Annotated in this window: 16 protein-coding genes and 1 pseudogene; 13 read left to right on the top strand and 4 right to left on the bottom strand. The window is 62.1% G+C overall.

Features of this window, described 5'->3' with window-relative positions; all coding sequences use genetic code 11:
• The 3 genes from J1777_RS12645 to rssA form a co-directional block, all read left to right on the top strand.
• A partial coding sequence (locus tag J1777_RS12645) for a cell division protein FtsZ (RefSeq protein WP_207576055.1) occupies nucleotides 1-883 on the top strand: 883 nt, incomplete at its 5' end.
• A 31-nt stretch (nucleotides 884-914) separates the two neighbouring features.
• Nucleotides 915-3026 (top strand): NAD-dependent DNA ligase LigA, encoded by a 2112-nt coding sequence (ligA, locus tag J1777_RS12640; RefSeq protein ID WP_207576054.1) that lies wholly within the window; start codon nucleotides 915-917, stop codon nucleotides 3024-3026.
• Between the two features lie 30 nt (nucleotides 3027-3056).
• The gene (gene rssA, locus J1777_RS12635; RefSeq protein ID WP_207576053.1) at nucleotides 3057-3980 is read left to right on the top strand and encodes a patatin-like phospholipase RssA; all 924 of its coding nucleotides are present in this window, start codon (nucleotides 3057-3059) and stop codon (nucleotides 3978-3980) included.
• A 23-nt stretch (nucleotides 3981-4003) separates the two neighbouring features.
• Here rssA and J1777_RS12630 read toward each other — a convergent pair whose 3' ends face one another.
• The gene (locus J1777_RS12630; protein WP_207576052.1) at nucleotides 4004-4801 is read right to left on the bottom strand and encodes an outer membrane protein assembly factor BamD; all 798 of its coding nucleotides are present in this window, start codon (nucleotides 4799-4801) and stop codon (nucleotides 4004-4006) included.
• Between the two features lie 147 nt (nucleotides 4802-4948).
• Between J1777_RS12630 and dnaE the strand changes: the two genes are divergently transcribed.
• The 9 genes from dnaE to J1777_RS12585 all read left to right on the top strand — a co-directional run bounded on the left by dnaE (nucleotide 4949) and on the right by J1777_RS12585 (nucleotide 18710).
• Nucleotides 4949-8500: a DNA polymerase III subunit alpha gene (gene dnaE, locus J1777_RS12625; RefSeq protein WP_207576051.1), complete on the top strand. Its 3552-nt coding sequence runs from the start codon at nucleotides 4949-4951 to the stop codon at nucleotides 8498-8500.
• 110 nt (nucleotides 8501-8610) lie between these two features.
• The gene (gene clpS / locus J1777_RS12620; RefSeq protein WP_207576050.1) at nucleotides 8611-8973 is read left to right on the top strand and encodes an ATP-dependent Clp protease adapter ClpS; all 363 of its coding nucleotides are present in this window, start codon (nucleotides 8611-8613) and stop codon (nucleotides 8971-8973) included.
• Nucleotides 8974-9056: 83 nt separating this feature from the next.
• Entirely contained in the window at nucleotides 9057-11387 is a 2331-nt protein-coding gene (gene clpA / locus J1777_RS12615; protein ID WP_207576049.1) for an ATP-dependent Clp protease ATP-binding subunit ClpA, read from the top strand.
• Between the two features lie 159 nt (nucleotides 11388-11546).
• Nucleotides 11547-11993, top strand: coding sequence for a hypothetical protein (locus J1777_RS12610; RefSeq protein WP_207576048.1), 447 nt, complete (start codon nucleotides 11547-11549; stop codon nucleotides 11991-11993).
• 30 nt (nucleotides 11994-12023) lie between these two features.
• Nucleotides 12024-12824, top strand: a complete 801-nt coding sequence (locus tag J1777_RS12605; RefSeq protein WP_341352960.1) for an alpha/beta fold hydrolase — start codon at nucleotides 12024-12026, stop codon at nucleotides 12822-12824.
• Nucleotides 12825-12855: 31 nt separating this feature from the next.
• Entirely contained in the window at nucleotides 12856-14343 is a 1488-nt protein-coding gene (cls, locus tag J1777_RS12600; RefSeq protein ID WP_207576047.1) for a cardiolipin synthase, read from the top strand.
• 33 nt (nucleotides 14344-14376) lie between these two features.
• A complete protein-coding gene (sbcB, locus tag J1777_RS12595) occupies nucleotides 14377-15828 on the top strand; it encodes an exodeoxyribonuclease I (RefSeq protein ID WP_207576046.1) in 1452 nt (483 codons plus the stop codon).
• A gap of 65 nt (nucleotides 15829-15893) precedes the next feature.
• A complete protein-coding gene (locus J1777_RS12590; protein WP_207576045.1) occupies nucleotides 15894-16298 on the top strand; it encodes a hypothetical protein in 405 nt (134 codons plus the stop codon).
• A 279-nt stretch (nucleotides 16299-16577) separates the two neighbouring features.
• A complete protein-coding gene (locus J1777_RS12585) occupies nucleotides 16578-18710 on the top strand; it encodes a TonB-dependent receptor domain-containing protein (RefSeq protein WP_242700530.1) in 2133 nt (710 codons plus the stop codon).
• A 140-nt stretch (nucleotides 18711-18850) separates the two neighbouring features.
• Here J1777_RS12585 and J1777_RS12580 read toward each other — a convergent pair whose 3' ends face one another.
• A complete protein-coding gene (locus J1777_RS12580) occupies nucleotides 18851-20818 on the bottom strand; it encodes an ABC-F family ATP-binding cassette domain-containing protein (RefSeq protein ID WP_207576044.1) in 1968 nt (655 codons plus the stop codon).
• A 109-nt stretch (nucleotides 20819-20927) separates the two neighbouring features.
• Between J1777_RS12580 and J1777_RS12575 the strand changes: the two genes are divergently transcribed.
• Nucleotides 20928-21941: a zinc-binding alcohol dehydrogenase family protein gene (locus J1777_RS12575; RefSeq protein WP_207576043.1), complete on the top strand. Its 1014-nt coding sequence runs from the start codon at nucleotides 20928-20930 to the stop codon at nucleotides 21939-21941.
• 19 nt (nucleotides 21942-21960) lie between these two features.
• Here the strand turns inward: J1777_RS12575 and J1777_RS12570 are convergent, their stop codons facing one another.
• Both J1777_RS12570 and J1777_RS12565 read right to left on the bottom strand, forming a co-directional pair.
• Nucleotides 21961-22890 carry an ATP-binding protein gene (locus J1777_RS12570; RefSeq protein WP_207576042.1) on the bottom strand — a complete coding sequence of 310 codons (930 nt, stop codon included), beginning with the start codon at nucleotides 22888-22890 and terminating at the stop codon, nucleotides 21961-21963.
• Nucleotides 22890-23079, bottom strand: a pseudogene (locus J1777_RS12565) (hypothetical protein); the annotation flags it as partial. The gene J1777_RS12570 and the pseudogene J1777_RS12565, both read right to left, overlap by 1 nt.

Raw genomic sequence — 23079 nt, 5'->3', positions numbered from 1 at the left:
CCCCAACCCGGCGGCCCCCTCGGCCACGCCTGCTGGGTCTGGGGTGTTGCCTGCCGCCACCCGCCCGCAGCTGGATGCCCTGCTGGATGCCATTGCCCAACTGCCCTTGGAGCAGCCCCTGGCCGGAGAGGCCATCTTGCAAGCGCAGCCCACCACCCGCCGCGCAGGCAGCAAGCTGTTTCAAGTGGAGGGGCGCAATCTGCTCAGCGGCCAGTGGGAAATCGTGCGTGCCGGTCAGCGCTACGACCAGTTGCAAGCCGGGGTGCAGTTGGCCAACCGGCTGGGCGCGCTCAATGAGATTGAGTTTTCCGAATTTGTCGCCAAAGTGCAAACCTTTGCCGACAGCCTGAACGTTGGCGTGGAGCTGCCCGACATGCTGCACGAAGTCTTTCGCGCCCGCGAGCTGGACCAATTTGCCAGCCAGCACGATGCGCAACTGAACTTTATGCTGCGCCCCACCCGGGCGGCCTGGAGCCCCGGCTATATCGCCCAGCACGCAGGAGCGTTGGGCTTTGTGCCGGCGGCGATGCCAGGGCGCATGGTGCTGCCCGCCGCTGAACCGGGCTTGCCCCCGCTATTGACCTTGGCCTTTGATGCCCAAGCCGCCCAGGCCGAAGACCTGGACCGCACCGCCGTGTACGACGTGCTGCTTAGCTTGGATGTGCCCCAAGTGGCGCAAACCCAAGCCCCGTTCGAGCGCCTGTGCGAGGTGCTGCAGCGCCTGGGCGTGGCCATGGACGGGGTGCTGTGCGACCCCGATGGCAACCCCTTGCCGCTGCCCATGCTGGAGCAAATCGGGGTGGATCTGAGTGGCTTGTACGCCGCGTTGAGCGCCCGAGACTTTGCCGCAGGCTCGCCCTTGGCCCGGCGCTTGTTCAGTTGATACTTTATATTTCAGAGCTTGTTGCGTACGTATGACAGCGAATTTAGACTTATTTGGCTTAGAAAACCAATCAATCAAAGCGCAAGAAGCTCCTAAAAGCGTAGTTGATAAAGTGCAAACCCTGCGCCAGCAATTGCTGCAATGGGCGCATGAATACTATGTGCTCGATGCCCCCAGCGTGCCCGATGGCGAGTACGACCGCGTGTTTCAACAGCTGCAAGCGCTGGAAGAGGTGTACCCCCAGCTCATCACCCCCGAGTCCCCCACCCAGCGCGTGATTGGTGCGGTGCGCGACGGCCTGGCCCCCGTGCGCCACGCTGTGCCCATGCTCAGCATCCGCACCGAAACCGACACCACCGCGGCCGGGGCGCAGGCCTTTGATGCCCGCATGCGCCGGGAATTGGGGCTGACAGAATCAGACCCCCCCATCGAGTACGTGGCTGAGCCCAAGTTCGACGGCCTGGCCATGAGCCTGCGCTACGAAGCCGGCCGCCTGGTGCAAGCGGCCACGCGCGGCGATGGCGAGGTGGGCGAAGATGTCACGCACAACATCCGCACCATTCGGCAAATTCCCCTGCAATTGCCCGCCAGCGCCCCGCCCGTGCTGGAAGTGCGGGGCGAGGTATACATGCGCCGCGCCGATTTTGAGCGCCTCAACGCCCAGCAAGAGGCCGCCGGGGCCAAGCGCTTTGCCAACCCGCGCAATGCGGCCGCCGGGTCGGTGCGCCAGCTCGATTCGCACATCGCCATGCAGCGGCCCTTGTCGTTTTTTGCCTATGGCATCGGGGCCGTCACCCCGCCCGCCCAGGGCGGGCCGCAGTTTGCCACCCACTACGCGCTGTTGCAGCAATTAAAAAACTGGGGTTTTCCGGTGGCAGGGCAGGTCAGTATTGCGCAAGGTGCTATTGAATTGGTGGCGTTTCACGAGCGCCTGGGGCAAGAGCGCAGCCGCCTGCCCTATGAGATTGATGGCGTGGTTTACAAAGTCAATGCCCTGGCGCTGCAGCAGCAACTGGGCTTTATCACCCGCGAGCCGCGCTGGGCCGTGGCGCACAAATACCCGGCGCAAGAGATGCCCACCGTGCTCTTGGGCATGGATGTGCAAGTGGGCCGCACCGGCAAACTCACCCCCGTGGCGCGGCTGGAGCCGGTCAGCGTGGGCGGCGTGACCGTCACCAACGCCACGCTGCACAACCTGTTTGAAATCCGTAAAAAAGGCGTGCGCGTGGGCGATACCGTCATCGTGCGCCGCGCCGGCGATGTCATCCCCGAAGTGGTTGGCCGCATCGTCCAGCCCCGCCCGGCCTATGTGCCCAACTTTCGCATGCCTGCACACTGCCCCATTTGCGCCAGTGTGGTCGAGCGCGAAAAGGGCGAGGCCAACCACCGCTGCACCGGCGGCCTGTTTTGCAGCGCCCAGCGCAAAGAGGCCCTGTTGCACTTTGCCGCCCGCCGCGCCATGGACATCGAAGGGCTGGGCGAGAAGCTGGTCGATCAATTGATCGATGGCCATTTCATCCACAGCCTGCCCGATTTGTACCGCTTGGATGTGGCAACCCTGTCCAGCTTAGAGCGCATGGGCGAAAAATCGGCGCTCAATATCCTGGCCGCGCTGGAGCGCTCCAAAACCACCACCTTGGCCCGCTTTATTTTTGCCCTGGGTATTCGCCATGTGGGCGAAGCCACAGCCAAAGAGCTGGCCCGCCATTTTGGTGATTTGGATGCCTTGCTGGCCGCCAGCGAAGACGATTTGCTGCACGTGCCCGACGTTGGCCCCATCGTGGCCCACAGCATCCACCGTTTTTTGGCCGAGCCGCACAACCGCCAAGTGCTGGCCGATTTGCAAGCCGCCGGTGTGCACTGGCCGCAGGGGCCAGGCCAGCCGCAGCACACCCAAGCCTTGGCGGGGCTGACGGTGGTGATCACCGGCACCTTGCCAACCTTGGGCCGCGATGCCGCCAAAGCGCTGCTGGAAGCGGCCGGTGCCAAAGTGGCTGGTTCCGTCAGCAAGAAAACCAGTTTTGTCGTGGCCGGGGCCGATGCCGGTAGCAAACTTGCCAAGGCCCAGGAGCTGGGCGTGCCCGTGCTGGACGAAGCGGCCATGCTGGCGCGGCTGCAAGCCCCTGCCGCGCCAGCCCCCTGAAAACCGCATTCGCTCCAAGGAGATCAAGCCATGCCCCCAGCCTCCCGTCGCAGCCCGAAAATCGGTTTGGTTCTGGGCAGCGGCTCGGCGCGGGGCTGGGCGCACTTAGGGGTTTTAAAAGCTTTGCAAGAAGCCGGGGTGCGGCCCGATATTGTGTGTGGCTCCTCAGTTGGCGCACTGATTGCCGCGGTGTACGCCGCCAAAGAAATTGATCGCTTTACCGATTGGATTTTGGCGCTGGACCGGCGCAAGATTTTTCAGTTTATGGACTTTCGCTGGTCGGGCGGCATCCTCAAAGGCGATCGGTTGATGAAGTCCATGCAGCACTATTTTGGCCGCACCACCATCGAAGAGTGCCAGCTGCCGTTTGCCGCCGTCAGCACCGATCTATACACCGGGGCTGAAGTCTGGCTGCGCCGTGGCCCCTTGGTCGATGCTGTGCGGGCCTCCATCGCGCTACCGGGCTTGTTTACGCCGGTGGCCACGCAAGGGCGCTGGTTGGTGGATGGCGGGCTGGTCAATCCGGTGCCGGTCTCGGTGGCCCGTGCCCTGGGGGCCGATGTGGTGATTGCCGTGGATTTGAATGCCGATATCATGCGCCGCCGCCAGGCCTTGCCGGTGGTGGATGCGGAGGAAACCGCCGCCACACCATCGTCGTGGCTGAGCCGCTGGCATCCGTTGCGCTTTGAGAAAACCGCAGAAGAAGAGTCGCTGCCCGCGGTGGCGGCCAGCACGGCGCAAATGCCATCGGTGCTGGATGTTGGGCTCAACAGCATCAACATCATGCAAATGCGCATTAGCCGCAGCCGCTTGGCAGGTGACCCGCCCGAGGTGCTGATCACCCCGCGCTTGGCCCATTTGGGTTTGCTGGATTTTCACCGTGCCGAAGAGGCCATCGAGGCTGGCCACCATGCCGCATTGCTGCAACTGCCGGAATTGGCCAATTTTTATTAAAAACAGCCCCTGCGGCCTGAGGCTTACCAAAGTTTCCACCAGGGATTTTGGCTTTTCAGCAGCGGTGAGTCTTTGCTGGTTCCGGGGAAGTTGGTCTCCAGCACGCGCTGGGTATCGTCACGCAGATCGTGCATGCCCAGTTGGTCGTAGGACTTGACCAAAATTTTCAACGCCTCTTGGCTGGCCGGCACCCCTTGGTATTCCGACAAAGCCGTTTGTGCCCGGGCAATGGCCGCTACATAGGCACCACGCTGGTAGTAGTAGCGGGCCACGTGGACTTCGTACTGCGCCAGCGAGTTGATGATGTAGGTCATGCGTTGCAGGGCATCGGGTGCGTAGCGCGAGTTGGGAAAGCGCTGGGTCAGTTCGTAGAAAGATTCGTACGATTCTTTGGCCGCTTTTTGGTCGCGCTCTGACAAATCCTGGCGCGACAGCCAGGCAAACAGGCCCAGGTTGTCGTTGAAGTTGGTAATGCCCTTGAGGTACAGCGCGTAGTCGTACGCCGGGCTGCTGGGGTGCAGCTTCATGAAGCGATCCAGCGTGGCCACAGCCTGGGCTTTTTCGCCCGATTTGTACTGGGCGTAGGCTTTTTCCAGCTGGGCCTGCTGGGCCAAAGGGGTCCCGGCGGCGCGGCCCTCGAGTTTTTCGAACAGGGGCACGGCTTGTTCGTAGCCACCGCCCTGGGCTTCATCGCGTGCTTCGGTGTAGATGCGCTCGGGTGTCCAGTTGGCGGTTTTATCCTCTTCGACGGTAGAACAGCCAGCCAACAAGCCGGCCAGGGCCAAAGTGGTCACAAGAGCAGGGCGTGCAAAACGCAGCATGGGTGCAGCTTTCAAATCAATCGAAAAAATGCCTGCCCTATTAATCTGCGCTGGTCAGAGGGCGCGGCCAAGCGGCTTGCATTGTAGCGGCCTATCTGAGCCCTCCTGAGCAGAGATTGCAGGGCCATTCTCTACAATGGCGCCCCTATGTTTGTTCACCTGCGCCTGCACACTGAGTTTTCCGTCGTGGACGGAACCTGCCGTATCGATGATGTTTTAAAAGCTGCCCAGGCCGATGGGCAGCCCGCCTTGGCCATTACCGATTTGAATAATCTCTTTGGCGGCTTGAAGTTCTATAAAAGCGCCCGCAGCAAAGGGGTCAAACCCGTGCTGGGGGCCGAGCTGGTGATGCAGCCCCAGGGCGATGAGGGCGAAAGCCGCTTGCTGGTACTGGTGCAAAACCACCAAGGGTATTTGAACCTGTCCGAAATCTTGGCCCGTGCCTGGACACAGCCGCTGGGCAAAACCCAAACCCAGGCCCAGGTTGCCTGGGCGTGGTTGCAAGAGCTGCACGCGGGCCTGATCGTGCTGTCGGGTGCCCATACCGGCCTGGTGGGCCAGGCCTTGCTGCGCGGGGACGCGGCCACGGCCAGCCGCCATGCGCTGGCGTTGGCCGAAATGTTTCCGCACCGCTTTTATTTGGAGTTGCAACGCGCTGGCCGTGCCGAAGACGAGGCGCTGGTCGCCCAGACGGTAGAGCTGGCCGCGCGGCTGCAATTGCCGGTGGTGGCCACCCAGCCGATCCAGTTTTTGCGGCCGGACGACTTTCAAGCCCACGAAGCGCGGGTGTGCATTGCCGAGGGCGAGGTGCTGGCCAATGCCAAGCGCCCGCGCCGCTTTACCCAGGAGCAGTATTTTAAAAATTCGCTACAAATGCAGGAGCTGTTTGCGGATATTCCTTCTGCATTAGAGAATACTTTAGAGATTGCACGCCGGTGTAGCTTGAGCCTAACGCTAGGAAAAAACTTTCTGCCCGATTTTCCGGTGCCGCCAGGGATGACCCCGGAGGACTTTTTTCGCCAAGAGTCGCTCAACGGCCTGGAAGAGCGCCTGGCCCAGCTCTACCCCGATACGGCCCAGCGGGATGCCCAACGGCCCAAGTATTTGGAGCGGCTGGAGTTTGAGCTGGGCATTATTTTGAAAATGGGCTTTCCCGGCTACTTTTTGATCGTGGCCGACTTTATCAACTGGGCCAAGAACAACGGCTGCCCGGTGGGCCCAGGGCGCGGTTCGGGGGCGGGGTCGCTGGTGGCGTATGTGCTGAAGATTACCGACCTGGATCCGATTCACTACAACTTGCTGTTCGAGCGCTTTTTGAACCCCGAGCGCGTCTCCATGCCCGACTTTGACGTGGACTTTTGCCAGGCCAACCGCGATCGGGTGATTGAGTACGTCAAAGAGCGCTATGGCCGCAATGCCGTCAGCCAGATTGCCACCTTTGGCACCATGGCGGCGCGGGCGGTGATTCGCGATGTGGGGCGGGTGATGGACATGAGCTATGGCTTTTGCGATGGCATCTCCAAGCTCATTCCGAATAAGCCGGGCCTGCACGTCACGCTGCGCTACCCGCCCAATCCGCCCAAAGAGGGCGACAAATACACCTATGCCCTGCAAGCCGAGCCGATATTGGCCGAGCGCCTGGAGCGCGAAGAAGACGTTAAAAACCTGATCGAAATGGCGCAAAAGCTTGAGGGCATGACGCGCAACATCGGCATGCACGCCGGTGGCGTGGTGATTGCGCCGGGCAAGCTGACCGATTTTTGCCCGCTGTACCAGCAGCCGGGCAGCGACTCGGCGGTGTCCATGTTTGATAAGGACGATGTGGAGCAGATCGGCCTGGTGAAGTTTGACTTTTTGGGCCTGGCCACACTGACTATTTTGGAAATTGCCCGCGAATTCATCCAAAAACGCCACAAGGGGCAGGAAAACTTCAAATTTGAAGACATTCCCCTGGACGACTGGCCCACCTACAAGCTGTTCCAGGAGGGCAAGACCGAGGCCGTCTTCCAGTTTGAATCGCGCGGTATGCAGGGCATGCTCAAAGAGGCCCGCCCCAGCCGCCTGGAAGACCTGATTGCCCTGAACGCTTTGTACCGCCCAGGGCCAATGGACCTGATCCCCTCCTTCGTGGCCCGCAAGCACGGTACCGAGGTGATTGAGTACCCGCATCCATTGGTCGAAAAAGTGCTGGCCGAGACCTACGGCATCATGGTTTACCAAGAGCAGGTGATGCAAACCGCGCAGGTGCTGGGCGGCTACAGCCTGGGCGGGGCCGACTTGCTGCGCCGCGCCATGGGCAAGAAAAAACCCGAAGAGATGGCCCAGCACCGCCTGCTGTTTCGCGAAGGGGCGGGCAAGCAGGGCATCCCCCCGGAGAAGGCCGATGAGGTGTTTGACCTCATGGAAAAGTTTGCTGGCTACGGTTTTAACAAATCGCACGCGGCGGCGTATTCGCTGCTGGCCTATCACACGGCGTGGATCAAGGTGCATTACACGGCCGAGTTTTTCTGCGGCAACATGACCGTGGAGATGGACAACACCGACAAGCTCAAAGTCCTGCACGAAGATGCTTTGAAAATGGGCCTGACGTTTGAGCCGCCGGATGTGAATCGGGGCGGCTACCGCTTTGAGCCGGTGACGGACAAAGTCATTCGCTACGGCCTGGGGGCCATCAAGGGCTCGGGGCAAGCGGCCATTGAAGCCATCATTGCCGCCCGCAATGGCCAAGGCCCTGGCCCCCAAGGCCATGTGCAAGGGCCGTTTAAAAGCCTATGGGATTTTTGCACCCGGGTGGACCGCGCCAAGCTCAACAAACGCACCCTGGAAGCTTTGATCAAAGCCGGTGCTTTTGACAGCATTGAGCGCAACCGCGCTGCGTTGATGGCCGCCACAGATGCCGCTTTTGAATTTGCCAACGCCCAATGGGCCAACGCCCACCAAGGGGGGCTGTTTGACATGATGGGCGACGATGCCCAAGGGGCCAGCAGCCAAGCGCCTGAGTTGCCCCAGACGCTTCCCTGGGGGATCAAAGAGCGTTTGATGCAAGAGAAAACGGCCGTGGGCTTTTACCTCTCCGGCCATTTGTTTGATGAGGTGGAAAGCGAGGTGCGGCAATTTATCCGCACCCCCCTGGCCGATTTGGCCGATAGCCGCGAGCCGCAACTGCTGGCTGGCATCGTCAGTGACCTGCGGGTGATCAACGGCCAGCGCGGCAAGCTGTGCTTGTTCAAGCTGGACGATAAAAGCGCCACGCTAGAGGCCTCGGTGGATGAGGCCACCTTGGCCGCGGCCAAAGATGTGCTCAAGGACGACGAGTTTGTGGTGCTGCAAGGCAAGGTGCAGCACGACCACTTCAGCGGTGGACTGCGCATCAAGGCCACCCAGGTCTGGAGCCTGGCCGATGCCCGCAGCCGCCTGGCCCGCTACTGGCAAGTGCAGGCCCCTGCGCACATAGAACTGGCCCCGGCCATTGCCCGCTTGCTGCAAACCTACCCCGCCCCGCTTGAAGTAGGCCAAGATGGCTCCACCTTGGCCCGAGGGCTGCGCCTGCGCATAGTGGTGCAGTGCCAAGGGGCCGATGGCCAGGCCGAAGTGGAGCTGGACTTTGGCCCCGAGCACGTTTTTTATCCCAGCGATGCCGCCTTGGCCGATTGGCGCAGCGTGGTGGGCAGCAGCGCTTGCCAAGTGGTGTGGCGTTAAAAGCGCCCGTATTTTCTTTCTCCCCCGTTTTTTTACTGGTTAAACCTAGGTTTTTATCCTCTTAATGCTGGCCTTACCCTGAAGGCGGCTGGCTAGAATGAATTTTCAATATGGCAACCCGTAACCCCCCCTACACGCCGAAGAAGCCGGAGTTTTTTCCTCCCAAGGAGGAGGGCAGCGACTCCGTCGTGTTGGAGCGCCAAACGCTTCAAGTGCAGCCGCCGCCGATGTTTCAAGTGGTTTTGCTCAATGACGATTTCACGCCCATGGAGTTTGTCATTGACGTGTTGCAAGAGCTGTTTGGCAAAGACCGAGAGGAGGCAACCCGCATCATGCTGAAAATTCACCTCGACGGCCGCGGCATCTGTGGCGTGTACTCGCGCGACGTTGCCAATACCAAGGTCGAACAAGTGCTCATGGCCGCCCAACATGCCGGCCATCCGCTGCAAGCGGTGAGCGAACCGGTTGAATGAAACTTCACCGCCCTTATATGCGTCTTAACCATTAAGTCTTTCAAGGCATTGATACCATCCGCAAGCGCAAAGGAGTAAGCAAAATGATTGCACAAGAACTGGAAGTAAGCTTGCACATGGCCTTCGTAGAAGCCAGACAGCAACGCCACGAATTTATTACCGTCGAGCACCTGCTGCTGGCGCTCTTGGACAACCCCAGCGCCTCCGAAGTGCTGCGGGCCTGCGCCGCCAATCTGGACGATTTGCGCGGTTCGCTGACCAATTTCATCAAAGACAACACCCCACAAATTAGCGGTACCGAGGAGGTTGATACCCAACCCACCTTGGGCTTTCAGCGGGTGATTCAACGCGCCATCATGCACGTGCAGTCCACCGGCAACGGCAAGAAGGAAGTTACTGGCGCGAATGTGCTGGTGGCCATTTTTGGCGAGAAAGACTCGCACGCCGTGTACTACCTGCACCAGCAGGGCGTAACGCGGCTGGATGTGGTGAACTTTATTGCCCATGGCATCCGCAAAACCGACCAAAACGAACCGGCCAAAGCCGACAACCCGGCCGAGAGCGAGGAGGGCGGCAACGAGCGCAGCGAAAAAGCCTCGCCGCTGGAGCAGTACACGCTAAATCTCAACCAGGCCGCCCGCGAGGGCAAGATCGACCCGCTCATTGGCCGCGATTACGAGGTGGAGCGCACCATCCAAATCCTGTGCCGCCGCCGCAAAAACAACCCGCTGCTGGTTGGTGAGGCTGGCGTGGGCAAAACGGCGATTGCCGAGGGCCTGGCCTGGCGCATCACCGAAGGCAAAGTGCCCGAAGTGCTGGAAGAGGCCACGGTGTATTCGCTGGACATGGGCGCGCTGTTGGCCGGGACCAAATACCGGGGCGATTTTGAGCAGCGCTTAAAAGGCGTGATCAAAACCCTCAAGGACAAACCCAACGCGATTTTGTTCATCGACGAAATCCACACCCTGATCGGGGCCGGTGCTGCCTCGGGCGGCACGCTGGATGCCAGCAATCTGCTCAAGCCGGCGCTGTCCAGCGGCCAGCTCAAGTGCATTGGTGCCACCACCTTCACCGAGTACCGGGGTATTTTTGAAAAAGACTCCGCTTTGTCGCGGCGCTTTCAAAAAGTCGATGTGGTCGAGCCCAGCGTGCCTGAAACCGTGGAAATTCTCAAAGGCCTGAAAACCCGCTTTGAAGAGCACCACGGCATTGCCTACGCCCCCGAGGCGCTGCAGGCCGCGGCCGAGCTGTCGGCCAAATACATCAACGACCGCCAGCTGCCCGACAAGGCAATTGACGTGATTGACGAAGCCGGTGCCGCCCAGCGCATCCGCACGCTCGAAGAGCGCAAAGCCTGCATCGAGCGCGTGGACATCGAAAACATCATCGCCAAGATTGCCCGCATTCCCCCGGCCAACGTCTCGCAGGACGATCGCAGCAAGCTGCAAACGCTGGAGCGTGACTTGAAGAGCGTCGTTTTCGGCCAGGACAAGGCGCTGGAAGTGCTGGCCAGTGCCGTGAAAATGGCCCGCTCGGGCCTGGGCAAGCCGGAAAAGCCCATTGGCAGCTTCCTCTTCAGCGGCCCCACGGGCGTGGGCAAGACCGAGGCGGCCAAACAGCTGGCCTACATCTTGGGCGTGGACTTGGTGCGCTTTGACATGTCGGAATACATGGAGCGCCACGCGGTCAGCCGCCTGATTGGTGCGCCCCCCGGCTATGTGGGCTACGACCAAGGCGGCCTGCTGACCGAGGCCATCACCAAAAAGCCGCACTGCGTGCTGCTGCTGGACGAAATCGAAAAAGCCCACCCGGACATTTTCAACGTGCTGCTGCAGGTGATGGACCACGGCACGCTGACCGACAACAACGGGCGCAAGGCCGATTTCCGCAACGTCATCATCATCATGACCACCAACGCGGGGGCCGAGGCGATGAACAAGGCCGTGATTGGCTTTACCACCCAGCGCCAGGCAGGCGATGAGATGGCCGACATCAAGCGCCTGTTCACGCCCGAGTTCCGCAACCGGCTGGATGCCACGGTCAGCTTCAAGCCGCTGGATGAGCAGATCATCCTGCGCGTGGTTGATAAATTCCTGCTGCAACTGGAGCAGCAGCTGGCCGAGAAAAAGGTGGAAGTCACCTTTACCGACACCCTGCGCAAGCACCTGGCGGCCAAGGGCTTTGACCCTCTCATGGGCGCACGGCCCATGCAGCGCCTGATTCAGGACACCATCCGCAAGGCGCTGGCCGATGAGCTGCTTTTTGGCGGCTTGGTGCGCGGTGGGCGCTTGACGGTGGATTGGGATGCTGCCGCCAAAGACGGTGCGGGCGATGTGCTGCTGGACATCCAAAGCGCCGACGAAACCAGCCCTGAGGGGCAAACCCCTTCGCCTGCGGCCACTGCCACGGATTAAGCCTTGGGGCCTTGTGATAAAAGCCGGTTCTTAGGAACCGGCTTTTTTTCTGCATGCTATCAATCAAGGTGCTGGTTTCGTAGGTATATAAACAGTTTTAAAGATGAATCATCGTTAAAGCCTTATTTATCAAGCGGTACAAGCTATTTATTACTCACAATGTCCCAATTTTTTCAAGACCAGCACCAACGCATCGAAGCCCTGCTGAACGCCCATTTGCTCGACATCGTGGGCGGCGACTTCATCCAGGCCAAAGAAGTTTTCACCCAATGGCGCATGGCCTTGGACGAACACATTCGCATCGAAAACCAAGAACTCTTGCCCCATGTGCCCGAAGGGGCCCGCTGGGCAGCCAAGGTGTATCTGCTGGAGCACGAGCGCATCGCCTTGCTGGCCGATGACTATGCGCAGCGCCTGCAGCTGGTGCTGGACAAACCCCCGGTCGATGCCCTGGCCCAGCGCCGCGCCAGCCTGTATTTGCTGGATGCCATCCACGCCCTGCGCCATGTGATTGAGCACCACCACGAGCGTGAGCACACCGCCTTGGCCAGCGAATTGCCGTTGGAATTGCAAGCGCGGGTGTGGGCGCAGGTGCCATTGGCCTAAACAACCAAAAACAACAGAAGGAGACAATCTGTGCAAACGCAATCGTTCATGGTGGATGTGCCTGGAGGGCAGGTTTTTGTGCAACGCTGGCAGCCCGCGTTGGTCACCAGCGGCGCGGCCTGCCCGATCGTGCTGTTGCACGAATCGCTGGGGTCGGTGGGGCAGTGGCATGACTTTCCTGCCCGGCTGGCCCAGGCCACCGGGCGCGAGGTGCTGGCCTACGACCGCCTGGGCTTTGGCCAATCCAGCCCGCGCAGCGATGCGCCCAGCCTGCAGTTCATCGCGCACGAGGCGCAGCAGCACTTTCCGGCCCTGGTGGCCGCGCTGGGGCTTGAGCGCTACGCCCTGCTGGGCCACAGCGTGGGGGCGGTGATGGCGCTGCACATTGCGGCGGCGCATCCGGCGCAATGCCAGGCGGTGCTGTCCCTATCGGCGCAGGCCTATGTGCAGCCGCAGACGCTGGAGGGCATCCGTGCGGCGCAGCGGTTTTTTGCCGATCCCCAGCAGTGGGCCCGCCTGCAAAAGTGGCATGGCCCGCGCCTGGACTGGGTGTTTCGCGCCTGGACGGATGTGTGGCTGCACCCGGACTTTGCCGACTGGTCGCTCGATCCCGTCTTGCCGCAGGTATCGTGCCCGGTGCTGGCCATCCACGGTCAGCACGATGAGTACGGCAGCCCGCAGTTTGCCCAGCGCATTGCCGCCGGGGTGGCCCATGGGCAGGTGCTGCTGCTGGACTGTGCGCACCACCCGCACCGCCAGCAGGTGGCGCAGGTGCTGGCAGCAGCGCAGGATTTTCTGCACGATCTGACCGTGGCGGGTGCCCCGGTATGACCTGCGGGCAGCCGCTTATTGTTTGCACCTGATGGCTTCTTTACAAGCACTTTGGCACCTTGGGCAGCAGTGGCTGGCGAATGGCCACCTAGCCCTGGCGCTGTCGATCATCTGGTCGCTCTACCTGGTGCTGGTGGGGGCCTGGATTTTGCTGCAACGCCGGGCACCGGTGGCGACGATTGGTTGGCTGCTGTCTATGGCGGTGCTGCCGGTGGTGGGGCTGCTGGTGTATTTTGTTTTTGGCCCCCGGCGCTTTCGCCGCCAGCGGTTAAAGCGCTTGCGCAGCCGGCGCAAAGCACGCATGCGCCGCCAAAGCCTGGCGCATTTGCGCGACCGCGCAGCCCAAGCGCCTGCGCGGCTGCAGCAATTGGTGCGCCTGGTCAGCAATGCCACGCAACTGCCCCTGTCCACCGCCCAAGAGGTGCAGCTGCTCGTTGGCGGGGCGCGCACCTTTGATGCCATCGTGCACGCCATTGGCCAGGCCCAGCACCATGTGCATTTGGAGTACTACATTTTTGAGCCCGACACCACCGGCCAGCGCGTGCTGCAGGCTTTGACCGAGCGGGCCCAGGCCGGCGTGCAGGTGCGCTTGCTGGTCGATGCCCTGGGCTCCAAACGCCTAGTCCGTCGGCATTACCAGGCGCTGCTGGATGCAGGGGCCGAGGTGGCGCTGTTTCATCCCCCCAAACTGGGGCGGCGGCTGCGCCCGGTGATCAACTTTCGCACCCACCGCAAAATTGTGGTGATTGACGGCACCCTGGGCTTTACTGGCGGCGTGAACATCACCGATACCGAGGACAAACGCCTGCAGGCCGATCCCTGTCACGCCTACCACGACATTCACCTGCGCCTGCAAGGCCCCGTGGTCAGCTGGCTGCAGCATGTGTTTTTAGAAGACTGGGCCTATGCGCTGGATTACCGCCACCCGGCCATGCCGCAGGACTTTGCCGCCCTGCTGCCCCCGCAGGACGATGGGCCCGCCCTGGCGCAAATCATGGCCTCGGGCCCCGATAGCCCGCTAGAGGCCATTCACCGCGTGTTTGTCGATGCCTGCTACGCCGCACACCAGCGCCTGTGGCTGGCCACGCCGTACTTTGTGCCGACCGAGGCGGCCCTGCTTGCTCTTACCAGTGCAGCGCTGCGCGGTGTAGATGTAAGGGTTTTGGTGCCTGAGCGCAGTGATTCCCTTTTAGTCACGTGCGCTGCACGCTCTTATTTTGATGAATTGCTGGAGTGTGGCGTGAAGGTGTACCTCTACCAAAAGCGCATGCTGCACGCCAAAACCATGGTGGTCGATGACATGCTGGGCATGGTGGGCACCGCCAATTTCGATACGCGCAGCTTTCGTTTGAATTACGAAGTGTGCGCCCTGGTCTATACCCCCGTGTTTGCCCAGCAGCTGGCCGACCAATTCAGCCGCGACCTGGCCCAGGCCGAGCGCATCTTTGAACACCGCCCGCAACCCTTGCCCCAGCGGCTGGGCGATGCGGTGGCGCGGCTCTTTTCGCCCTTGTTGTAAACCCCTTTTTTTAAATCAAAACCAAGCCCAACCATGCCTGAAACCACTTTCTTGTGGCACGACTACGAAACCTTCGGTGCCAATCCACGCCGTGATCGCCCCGCGCAATTTGCCGCCATCCGCACCGATCTGCAGCTGCGCCAAATTGGCGAACCGCTGGTGCTGTTTTGCAAACCCGCGCCCGACTATTTGCCCAGCCCCGAGGCCTGTTTAATCACCGGCCTCACCCCCCAGCAGTGCCTGGCCCAGGGCGTGAGCGAAGACAGCTTTGCCCGCCAGATCGAGGCGGCCTTCAGCCAGCCGGGCACCATCGGCGTGGGCTACAACACCATCCGCTTTGACGATGAAGTCACCCGCCACCTGTTTTGGCGCAACCTGATCGACCCCTACGCCCGCGAATGGCAAAACGGCTGTGGCCGCTGGGACATTTTGGATGTCGTGCGCATGGTCTATGCCCTGCGCCCACAAGGCATTCAGTGGCCCAAAAAGGAAGACGGCAGCGCCTCGTTCAAACTGGAAGACCTGGCCCGCACCAACGGCCTGTGGCACGAAAAAGCCCACGATGCCTTAAGCGATGTGCACGCCACCATCGCCCTGGCCCGCTTGATTCAGGAAAAGCAGCCCAAGCTGTTTGACTTTGCCTTGGGCCTGCACAAAAAAGACGGTGTTTTAAAAGAGCTGGGCCTGCCTGCTACCGCCACCCATGCCCGCCCGTTTTTGCACGTCAGCGGCATGATTGCGGCCGAGCGCGGCTGCATCACCCTGATGTGGCCGCTGGCCCAGCACCCGGTGAACAAAAACGAAATCATCGCCTGGGACTTGCGCGCCGACCCCAGCGAACTGCGCAGCCTGGATGCCGACACCCTGCGCCAGCGCCTGTTCACCCGCAGCAGCGAACTGCCCGAAGGGGTGACGCGCCTGCCGATGAAGACCATCCACATCAACAAATCGCCCATGGTGGTGCGCAACCTCAAAACCCTCACCCCCGAGATGGCGCAGCGCTGGGGCCTGGATGTGGATGCCTGCCTGCAGCACGCCCTGATCGCCCGCGACCTGCCCGACATGAGCGCCCTGTGGCAGCAGGTGTATGCCTCGGCCCCAGCCACGGCCGCCACCCCCGTGCTGCCCGAGGAAAACCTGTACGGCGGCTTTGTCGGGGCGCAAGACCGCCGCCGCCTGAACCAGCTGCGCGAACTGCTGCCGCAAGAGCTGGCCGTGGACAACACCGGTTTTGACGATCCGCGCCTGCCCGAGCTGGTCTTTCGCTGGCGCGCGCGCAACTGGCCCGAAACCCTGCGCCCCGAAGAGCAAACCCGCTGGCGCGAACACTGCGCCCAGGTGCTGCTGCACGGCCAGGGCGGGGGCCGCACGGCGCAGCAGTTGTCAGAAGAAATCGACACTCTCTCGGAAACCGTGGACGAGGCGGGCGAAGAGATCTTGGGTGCCCTGTACGACTGGCTGGAGATGGTGATGCCGCAGGAGTAGGCACCCGCCCCCCATCGGCTCGGCCATAATCGCCGGTTTCTGTAAAAAACCATCTTTTGCCCCGCATGCGTTTGCCCTCCCTGCGTTTCAGCCCTTCAGCCCATGGCGGCTGGCGTGCGCGTGCGCTGGTCTGCTGGCTGGCACTGTTGGTGGTGCTTGGCCCCATGCTGGGGCGGATGCACAGCGTACTGCACTTGCCGCCAGTGGTGGCACTGGCCCAGCCCACGGCGGGGCAGGCCGGGCCGCAGCCCACGGGCACGCTGGCTGGGCTGTTTCAGCACCATGCAGTGCTCGACTGCTGGGAGTTCGAGCAGCTGGGCCACGATGGCCATGACCTGCCCCTGTTCGTTTGGCACGGGGCCGAGCCGTTTCCGGCCGCCACCCCGGCATGGCATGCGCACGCCGTGCCAGCAGCCGCACCGCTGCGGCGGTTCCAGGCCCGTGCGCCGCCTGCGCAGCACTGGGCCTAAGAACGTGAACACGTTCTAAGCGCCGGTGCGCACGGCCCATATTTCCCGCTTACTTCTCCTGAAAACATAGCTGTCACCGCTTGTCAGTATTGGGCTAGTGTGCTTTTTTGTGCGCATTTTTGAAGCAGATGCTTGCGCCGTGGCGGCGTGTTTTCTTCATGTTCTCCATGTATTGACATGGCCCTTAGAACGTGTTCTTAGAACGTGAACACGTTCTTATGCCCCAGGCACCTGCTGCGTGCTGGGGCGTGCTGTGCGTTGTGATTGCGATAGTTTGATATGACATTGATTGCTCAAAACATGGCTGCCCCAGTGGCAGCCGCTGGTGCTGCGCGTGTTTCCCGTGGGCTTGCCCGCCCCTTTTTGCGCCCGGTGCTGACACCGATCGCCCTGGCCGCTGGGCTGTGCGCTGCGCTAAGTGCCCAGGCGCAGGAGGCCGCCCCAGCCCCCACCCTGGCGGAAGTGACCGTTACCGGTCTGCCGCTGGCTGCCGACGACATGGCCGCGCCGGTGAGCGTGCTGGAGGGCGAGGTGTGGCAACTGCGCCGGGGGGCCACCCTGGGTGAGAGCCTGGCGGGCGAGCCGGGCATCCAGGCCACCCACTTTGGTGCCGGAGCCTCGCGCCCGGTGATTCGCGGCATGGACGGGCCGCGCGTAGGCGTGCTGGCCAATGGCATGGAGCTGCACGATGCCTCCACCATCAGCCCCGACCACGCCGTGGTGACCGAGCCGCTGCTGGCCGAGCGGGTCGAAGTGCTGCGCGGCCCGGCCGCCTTGGTGCATGGCGGCGCAGTGGGCGGCGTGGTGAACGTGGTGGATCAAAAAATCCCCACCGCCCTGCCAGAAAACGGCCTAGAGGGCACGGCGGAACTGCGCTGGGGCAGCGCCGCCAACGAGCGCGCGGGCGTGGTGGGCCTGACCGCTGGCAAGGGGCCGCTGGCCCTGCGCGTGGAAGGGGCCAGCCGCCGTGCGGGGGATTACCGCGTGGGTTCCGGCTGGGCGGGCGGGCGCAAGGTGGACGGCAGCTTCAACGAGACGGACACCGGCAGCATTGGCCTGTCGTGGATTGGCAGCGCCGGCTACCTGGGCCTGGCCTACACCCGCCAGCAGGCCCAGTACGGGCTGCCCGGCCACACGCATGGATTTGAGGACTGCCATACCCACGGGCTGGGCGCGAACATGCACCTGCATTGCGGCGGCCATGGCCATGCTGACCACGATGACCATGACCACGACGATCACGATCACGACCATGACCACAGCGTGCCCGTGGTGGACATGACCAGCCATCGCTGGGATGTGCGCGGGCAATGGAACGCGCCGCTGCAAGGCATCGAAGCCGTGCGCCTGCGGGCCAGCCACACCCGCTATGGGCACGATGAGATCGAGGGCGATGCCGTCGCCACCCGCTTTCGCAACCGGGCCCACGATGTGCGGGTGCAGGTGCAGCACGCCCCCCTGGCCGGTTGGCGCGGCGTGTGGGGCCTGAGCACTGGGCAGCGCCAGTTCAGCGCCGATGGTGAGGAAGCCTACGTGCAGCCTACCGACACCCGCCGCCTGGGCCTGTTCCTGCTGGAGGAATACACCCTGGGCGACTGGCGCTTTCAGGCCGCGCTGCGCCACGACCGCCAGCGCGTGCAGGCGCAGCATGCGGCACAAGAGCGCAAGCACCACGGCACCTCGGCCTCGGTGGGGGCCGTGTGGCGCTTTACGCCGGGCTACCAGGCCAGCGCCGCGTTCAGCCGCGCCCAGCGCATGCCCACGGCCGAAGAGCTGTACGCCAACGGCCTGCACATGGCCACCAGCACGCTGGAAAAAGGCAACCCGAACCTGAAGAAGGAAACCAGCCAGGCGCTGGAGCTGGGCCTGGGCAAGACGGCGGGCCGCACAACGTGGAAGCTCAATGGCTACCACTACCGCATTCAGGGCTACATCTACGGCCAGACGCTGGATGAGCACGACGGCCTGCAACTGCTGCAGTACAGCCAGCGCGATGCGCGTTTCACCGGCCTGGAAGCTTCGGTGCGCCAGGCGCTGGGCCGGCACCTGGGCCTTGGCCTGTGGGGGGATGTGGTGCGCGCCCAGCTGGCCGATGGCGGCGGCCCTCTGCCACGCATTCCGGCGGCCCGTGTCGGTGTGCGGCTGGACACCAGCTGGCACGGCTGGGAAGGGCAGGCCGAGTGGGTGCAGGTGGCCCGCCAGACGCGCACCGCCGCCTATGAAACCCGCACTGGTGGCTACGGTATGTTGAACCTGAGTGTGTACAAAGCCATCGACGGCACGCCGTGGAGCGTGTACCTGAAGGGCGAGAACCTGACCAACCGCCTGGGGCTGGCGCACACCTCGTTCATCAAGAATGTGGCCCCGCTCAAGGGCCGCAATGTGACGCTGGGCTTGCAAGCGCGTTTCTAAGCTCCGGCCTGCGCAGTCTGTGCTCATTGAAAACATAGCTTCTTGCGCTTGATGTAAAAAGGGTTTCAGGTATAAAACTACCTAAAACCCTTTATTTATCAGCGCATAAAGCTATTTTTTTATGCTTTTCTTGGGTGGTTTCAAGCCTCAGCGGCCTGGGTCAGCTGCTCAATGGCTTCGCTCAATTCCAACCAACGTTCCTCACTGGCATCGAGTTCATCGCCCACGGCTTTCAGGCGTTTGCCCGCTTCGGCAATGTCTGCCGGGGGCAGGGGGGTGGCCAGTTTTTCTTCCAGGGCGGCTTTTTCTGCACCCAGTTGCGCCATGCGGGTGTCGATTTTTTCCAACTCTTTTTTCAGCGGTTTGGTCTTTTCGGCCAGTGCTTGGCGGGCCTGGGCGGCCAGGCGGCGCGCTTCGCGTGGGTCGATGGTCGGCGCGGTGGCCGCGGGTGCAGGCTGGGCCGCAGCATCGGCGGCCTTGGCTGCTTCGCGCAGGCGGCGTGATTCGTCCAGCAGGTAGCGCTGGTAGTCGTCCAAGTTGCCGTCGAAGGTGCCGACCTGCCCGCGCCCAACCAGCCAGAAATCATCGGCCACGGCCCGCAGTAAATGCCGGTCGTGGCTGACCAGCAGCACGGTGCCGTCAAAGTCGTTCAGCGCCATGGCCAGGGCCTCGCGCGTGGGCAGGTCGAGGTGGTTGGTGGGCTCGTCCAGCAGCAGCAGGTTGGGGCGCTGCCAGACGATCATGGCCAGCACCAGCCGGGCTTTTTCGCCGCCGCTCATGCTGCCCACGCTTTGCGTGACCATGTCGCCGCTGAAGTTAAAGCTGCCCAGCCAGTTGCGCAAGTCCTGCTCGCGGCTGGCGGCTGGGGCATCGGCCCCCAGGTCGCGCGCCAGGCGCACCATGTGCTGCAGCGGGTGCTCGTCGGGGCGCAGCACGTCCAGCTCTTGCTGGGCAAAGTAGCCAATGCGCAGGCCCTTGCCCTCGGTCAGTTTGCCTGCCAGCGGCTGCAGTTCGCGGGCAATGGTCTTGACCAAGGTGGATTTGCCCTGGCCGTTGGCCCCCAAAATGCCAATGCGCTGCCCGGCCAGCACGGTGCGGCTTACGCCCTGCAAGATGGTGGTGCTGGTGCCCGCTTCGCTGGTGTAGCCAAAGGCGGCATCGCTGATGGCCAGCATGGGGTTGGGCAGGTTGGCCGGCTCTTGAAAAGCAAAGGTGAAATCGGCACTGGCCAGTACGGGCGCGACTTTTTCCATGCGCTCAATTTGCTTGACGCGGCTTTGCGCCTGCTTGGCCTTGGTGGCCTTGGCCTTGAAGCGGTCAATAAAGCTTTGCAGGTGAGCGATTTTTTCTTGCTGGCGCTCAAACGATGCCTGCTGCAGCACCAGCTGCTGGGCGTGCAGCTCTTCAAATTTGCTGTAGTTGCCGCCGTAGCGCGTCAGCCGCCCCTGGTCAATGTGCAGGGTGACGCTGGTGGTGGCATCCAGAAATTCGCGGTCGTGGCTGATGATGACCAGGGTGCCGCTGTAGCGCTTGAGCCAGGCTTCCAGCCAGACCAGGGCGTCCAAGTCCAAGTGGTTGGTGGGCTCGTCCAGCAGCAGCAGGTCAGACGGGCACATCAAGGCCCGCGCCAGTTGCAGGCGCATCTGCCAGCCGCCAGAAAAACTATTGACCGGCTGCTCCAGCTCCTTGGGCTTGAAGCCCAGCCCCAAAATCAAGGCCTGGGCGCGGGCCGTGGCATCGTGCGCCCCGGCATCTTGCAAGTCGGCGTGCAGCTGGGCAATGTGCATCCCGTCGCCGGTTTTTTCGGCTTCGGCCAGGCGTTGCTGCAAGGCTTGCAGGCGGGTGTCGCCAGCCAGCACAAAAGCGGTGGCGCTCTCGTCGGTATCGGGCAGGTGCTGGGCGACCTCGGCCATGCGCCATTGCGCCGGAATAAAGAACTCTCCGCCATCTTCGTGCAAGCGCCCGGCCAGCAAGGCAAACAAGGAGGACTTGCCCGCGCCGTTGCGCCCGATCAAGCCGACGTGCTCGCCGGGATGGATGGTGGTGGAGATACCGTCCAGCACCAGTTTGGTGCCCCGGCGCAGGGAGATGTTTTTCAGGGAAATCATGGGGGCACGATTATGGCTGGGGCGCAAGCCTTTACCGCCTTGGTGCATGCAAGTTTGCGCAATCGCCTAGAGTGTCGCTCTTTGTGCCACACAACCCCTTGTTGAACCCATGAAAGCCATCGCCTTTACCCACTGCCTGCCCGCCACCGATCCCGCTGCCTTGCACGACATTGAACTGCCCCAGCCGCACCCCGGCCCGCACGATTTGCTGGTGCGCGTGCAGGCCGTATCGGTCAATCCCATCGACACCAAGGTGCGCCGCACCGCCGCGCCGCCCGCTGGCCAGCCCCGCGTGTTGGGCTGGGATGCCGTGGGCACGGTGCAAGCCCTTGGCCCCCAGGCCAGCGGCTTTGCCGTGGGGGACCGCGTGTACTACGCCGGTGCCATCAACCGCCCCGGCAGCAATAGCGAATGGCAATTGGTCGATGCCCGCATCGCCGCCCACGCCCCGCGCAGCCTGAGCGATGCGCAGGCCGCTGCCCTGCCGCTGACCACCATCACCGCCTGGGAGCTGCTGTTTGACCGCCTGGGCGTGCCCCAGGGCGGCGGCGCGGGGCAGACGCTGCTGATTGTTGGCGGTGCAGGCGGCGTTGGCTCCATATTGATTCAACTGGCCCGGCAACTGACCCAACTGCGCGTCATCGCCACGGCTTCGCGGCCCGAGACGGTGCAGTGGTGCCGGGACCTGGGGGCGCACGATGTGATTGACCATCGCCAGCCTTTGGCCCAGGCGCTGCGCGCGCAAACCGGGCTGGCCCAGGTGGAACTGGTCGCCAGCCTGACGCAGACCGATCAGCACTTCCCCCACATCGTCGAACTGCTGGCCCCCCAGGGGCGGCTGGCCCTGATTGATGACCCGCAGGCCATCGACATTCGCGCGCTGAAGCAAAAATCCATTTCTTTGCACTGGGAGTCGATGTTCACCCGCTCCCTGTTCCAGACCGCCGACATGCCCGTGCAAGGGCAATTGCTGGCCACCGTGGCCAAGCTGGTGGATGAGGGCCGCATTCGCAGCACCCAGCGCCAGCACCTGGGCCGCATCACCGCCGAAAATCTGCGCCAGGCCCATGTGCTGCAAGAAAGCGGCACCAGCATCGGCAAGACGGTGCTAGAGGGGTTTTAAGGGGGGATTGCCGGGGTATTCATACAGCGCTGCCCTGGCTTTCCACCATGGGCCGTGCGCCTTGGGGTTGAAATTCTGCAAACACCTGCTCCAGATTGTCCAGCGCAAAGCAGCGCTGCTCTACCGCGTAGCCCGCGCAGTCGATCTTTTGCAGCAGATGCTCGGTTTTGGTGGCCAGTTGCTCAGGTTTGAAGCGTTTGAATTGGCGTTTGACTTCAACCACCAGCAGGCGTTTTTCCAGGTCGTTGATGGCGACGATGTCGATTTCGTGTTCGCCCTTGTTGTCCCAGTAGCCGCCGATGCGGTTGAATTGACTTGACTGCTTGAGCAGCGCGACAAACAGGCTCTCTAATTGTTTGCCAGAGAAGGTTTCAAAATCGCGCGCGATGATGCTGCGGATGTAATCGTAGTTTTCCATTTCCACCGCACTGCGGTTGGCGTGGATAAAGTAAAACCAAAATTGCAGAAATGGATCGACGAGGCTGTAGCGCACATCGCGTGAATTGTCTTTGGCATGAATGGGGCGCTGTTTGGCGATGATGTCAAATTCAGCTTCCAATTTCTCCAATACCGGGCCTACGCCCATATCCAGATAATTTTCGATGCGTGCGCGGCTGGTGTAGCCGTTGGCGATGGCGGCCAGCACACTGAAGTAGGTGCGCTGTTCGGCACCAAAGTCTTCCACCAGGCGGTGCAGGCCTTCTTCGATCAAGGGTGAGGATGCGCAGATCAGCGTATCAAAAGGCTTTTGTCCCGCGTTGAGCAGCCATTCCAAATACTTTGGGATACCGCCCGACAAGCACCACCATTGCAGCAAGCGTTCAGCACTCCATAGCTGGTTGTCTTGCAGAATTTGTCGCAAATACTCCGGCCCCAGCGGTTGTATTTTGAAAAAATGATCATCCCGGTTCAGCAAAGGCTGTTTGGCTTCTTTGAAAATCTGGGTCATCAAGCTATACAAAGAGCCGCAGCAAATCCAATGGATTTTGCTTTTGCTTTTGTAGCTGTCCCATAGGTGTTGCATCCCGGACGATCATATGGTCGCTTATTGAACAACTCAGGGTGAGTTTGATGCCACTGTTTCATGGCCTGCATAGGTGTTTTGCTGTGCAATGCTGACTGGGGCAGTTGGTGGTTG

The organism is Comamonas denitrificans, assembly GCF_017368815.1.
In the GTDB taxonomy this organism is placed as follows: Bacteria; Pseudomonadota; Gammaproteobacteria; order Burkholderiales; family Burkholderiaceae_C; genus Comamonas; species Comamonas denitrificans.
The sequence above is the reverse complement of the archived record's forward strand: the minus strand, read 5'-3'. Positions and strand labels throughout refer to the sequence as shown.

Excerpts from the sequence above, each read along its gene's own strand:
- rssA (WP_207576053.1), top strand. The coding sequence starts at position 3,057 with ATGCCCCCAGCCTCCCGTCGCAGCCCGAAAATCGGTTTGGTTCTGGGC.
- clpS (WP_207576050.1), top strand. The coding sequence starts at position 8,611 with ATGGCAACCCGTAACCCCCCCTACACGCCGAAGAAGCCGGAGTTTTTT.
- ligA (WP_207576054.1), top strand. The coding sequence starts at position 915 with ATGACAGCGAATTTAGACTTATTTGGCTTAGAAAACCAATCAATCAAA.
- J1777_RS12580 (WP_207576044.1), bottom strand. The coding sequence starts at position 20,818 with ATGATTTCCCTGAAAAACATCTCCCTGCGCCGGGGCACCAAACTGGTG.
- J1777_RS12585 (WP_242700530.1), top strand. The coding sequence starts at position 16,578 with ATGACATTGATTGCTCAAAACATGGCTGCCCCAGTGGCAGCCGCTGGT.
- clpA (WP_207576049.1), top strand. The coding sequence starts at position 9,057 with ATGATTGCACAAGAACTGGAAGTAAGCTTGCACATGGCCTTCGTAGAA.
- sbcB (WP_207576046.1), top strand. The coding sequence starts at position 14,377 with ATGCCTGAAACCACTTTCTTGTGGCACGACTACGAAACCTTCGGTGCC.
- J1777_RS12610 (WP_207576048.1), top strand. The coding sequence starts at position 11,547 with ATGTCCCAATTTTTTCAAGACCAGCACCAACGCATCGAAGCCCTGCTG.
- cls (WP_207576047.1), top strand. The coding sequence starts at position 12,856 with ATGGCTTCTTTACAAGCACTTTGGCACCTTGGGCAGCAGTGGCTGGCG.
- J1777_RS12630 (WP_207576052.1), bottom strand. The coding sequence starts at position 4,801 with ATGCTGCGTTTTGCACGCCCTGCTCTTGTGACCACTTTGGCCCTGGCC.
- J1777_RS12570 (WP_207576042.1), bottom strand. The coding sequence starts at position 22,890 with ATGACCCAGATTTTCAAAGAAGCCAAACAGCCTTTGCTGAACCGGGAT.
- dnaE (WP_207576051.1), top strand. The coding sequence starts at position 4,949 with ATGTTTGTTCACCTGCGCCTGCACACTGAGTTTTCCGTCGTGGACGGA.
- J1777_RS12575 (WP_207576043.1), top strand. The coding sequence starts at position 20,928 with ATGAAAGCCATCGCCTTTACCCACTGCCTGCCCGCCACCGATCCCGCT.
- J1777_RS12590 (WP_207576045.1), top strand. The coding sequence starts at position 15,894 with ATGCGTTTGCCCTCCCTGCGTTTCAGCCCTTCAGCCCATGGCGGCTGG.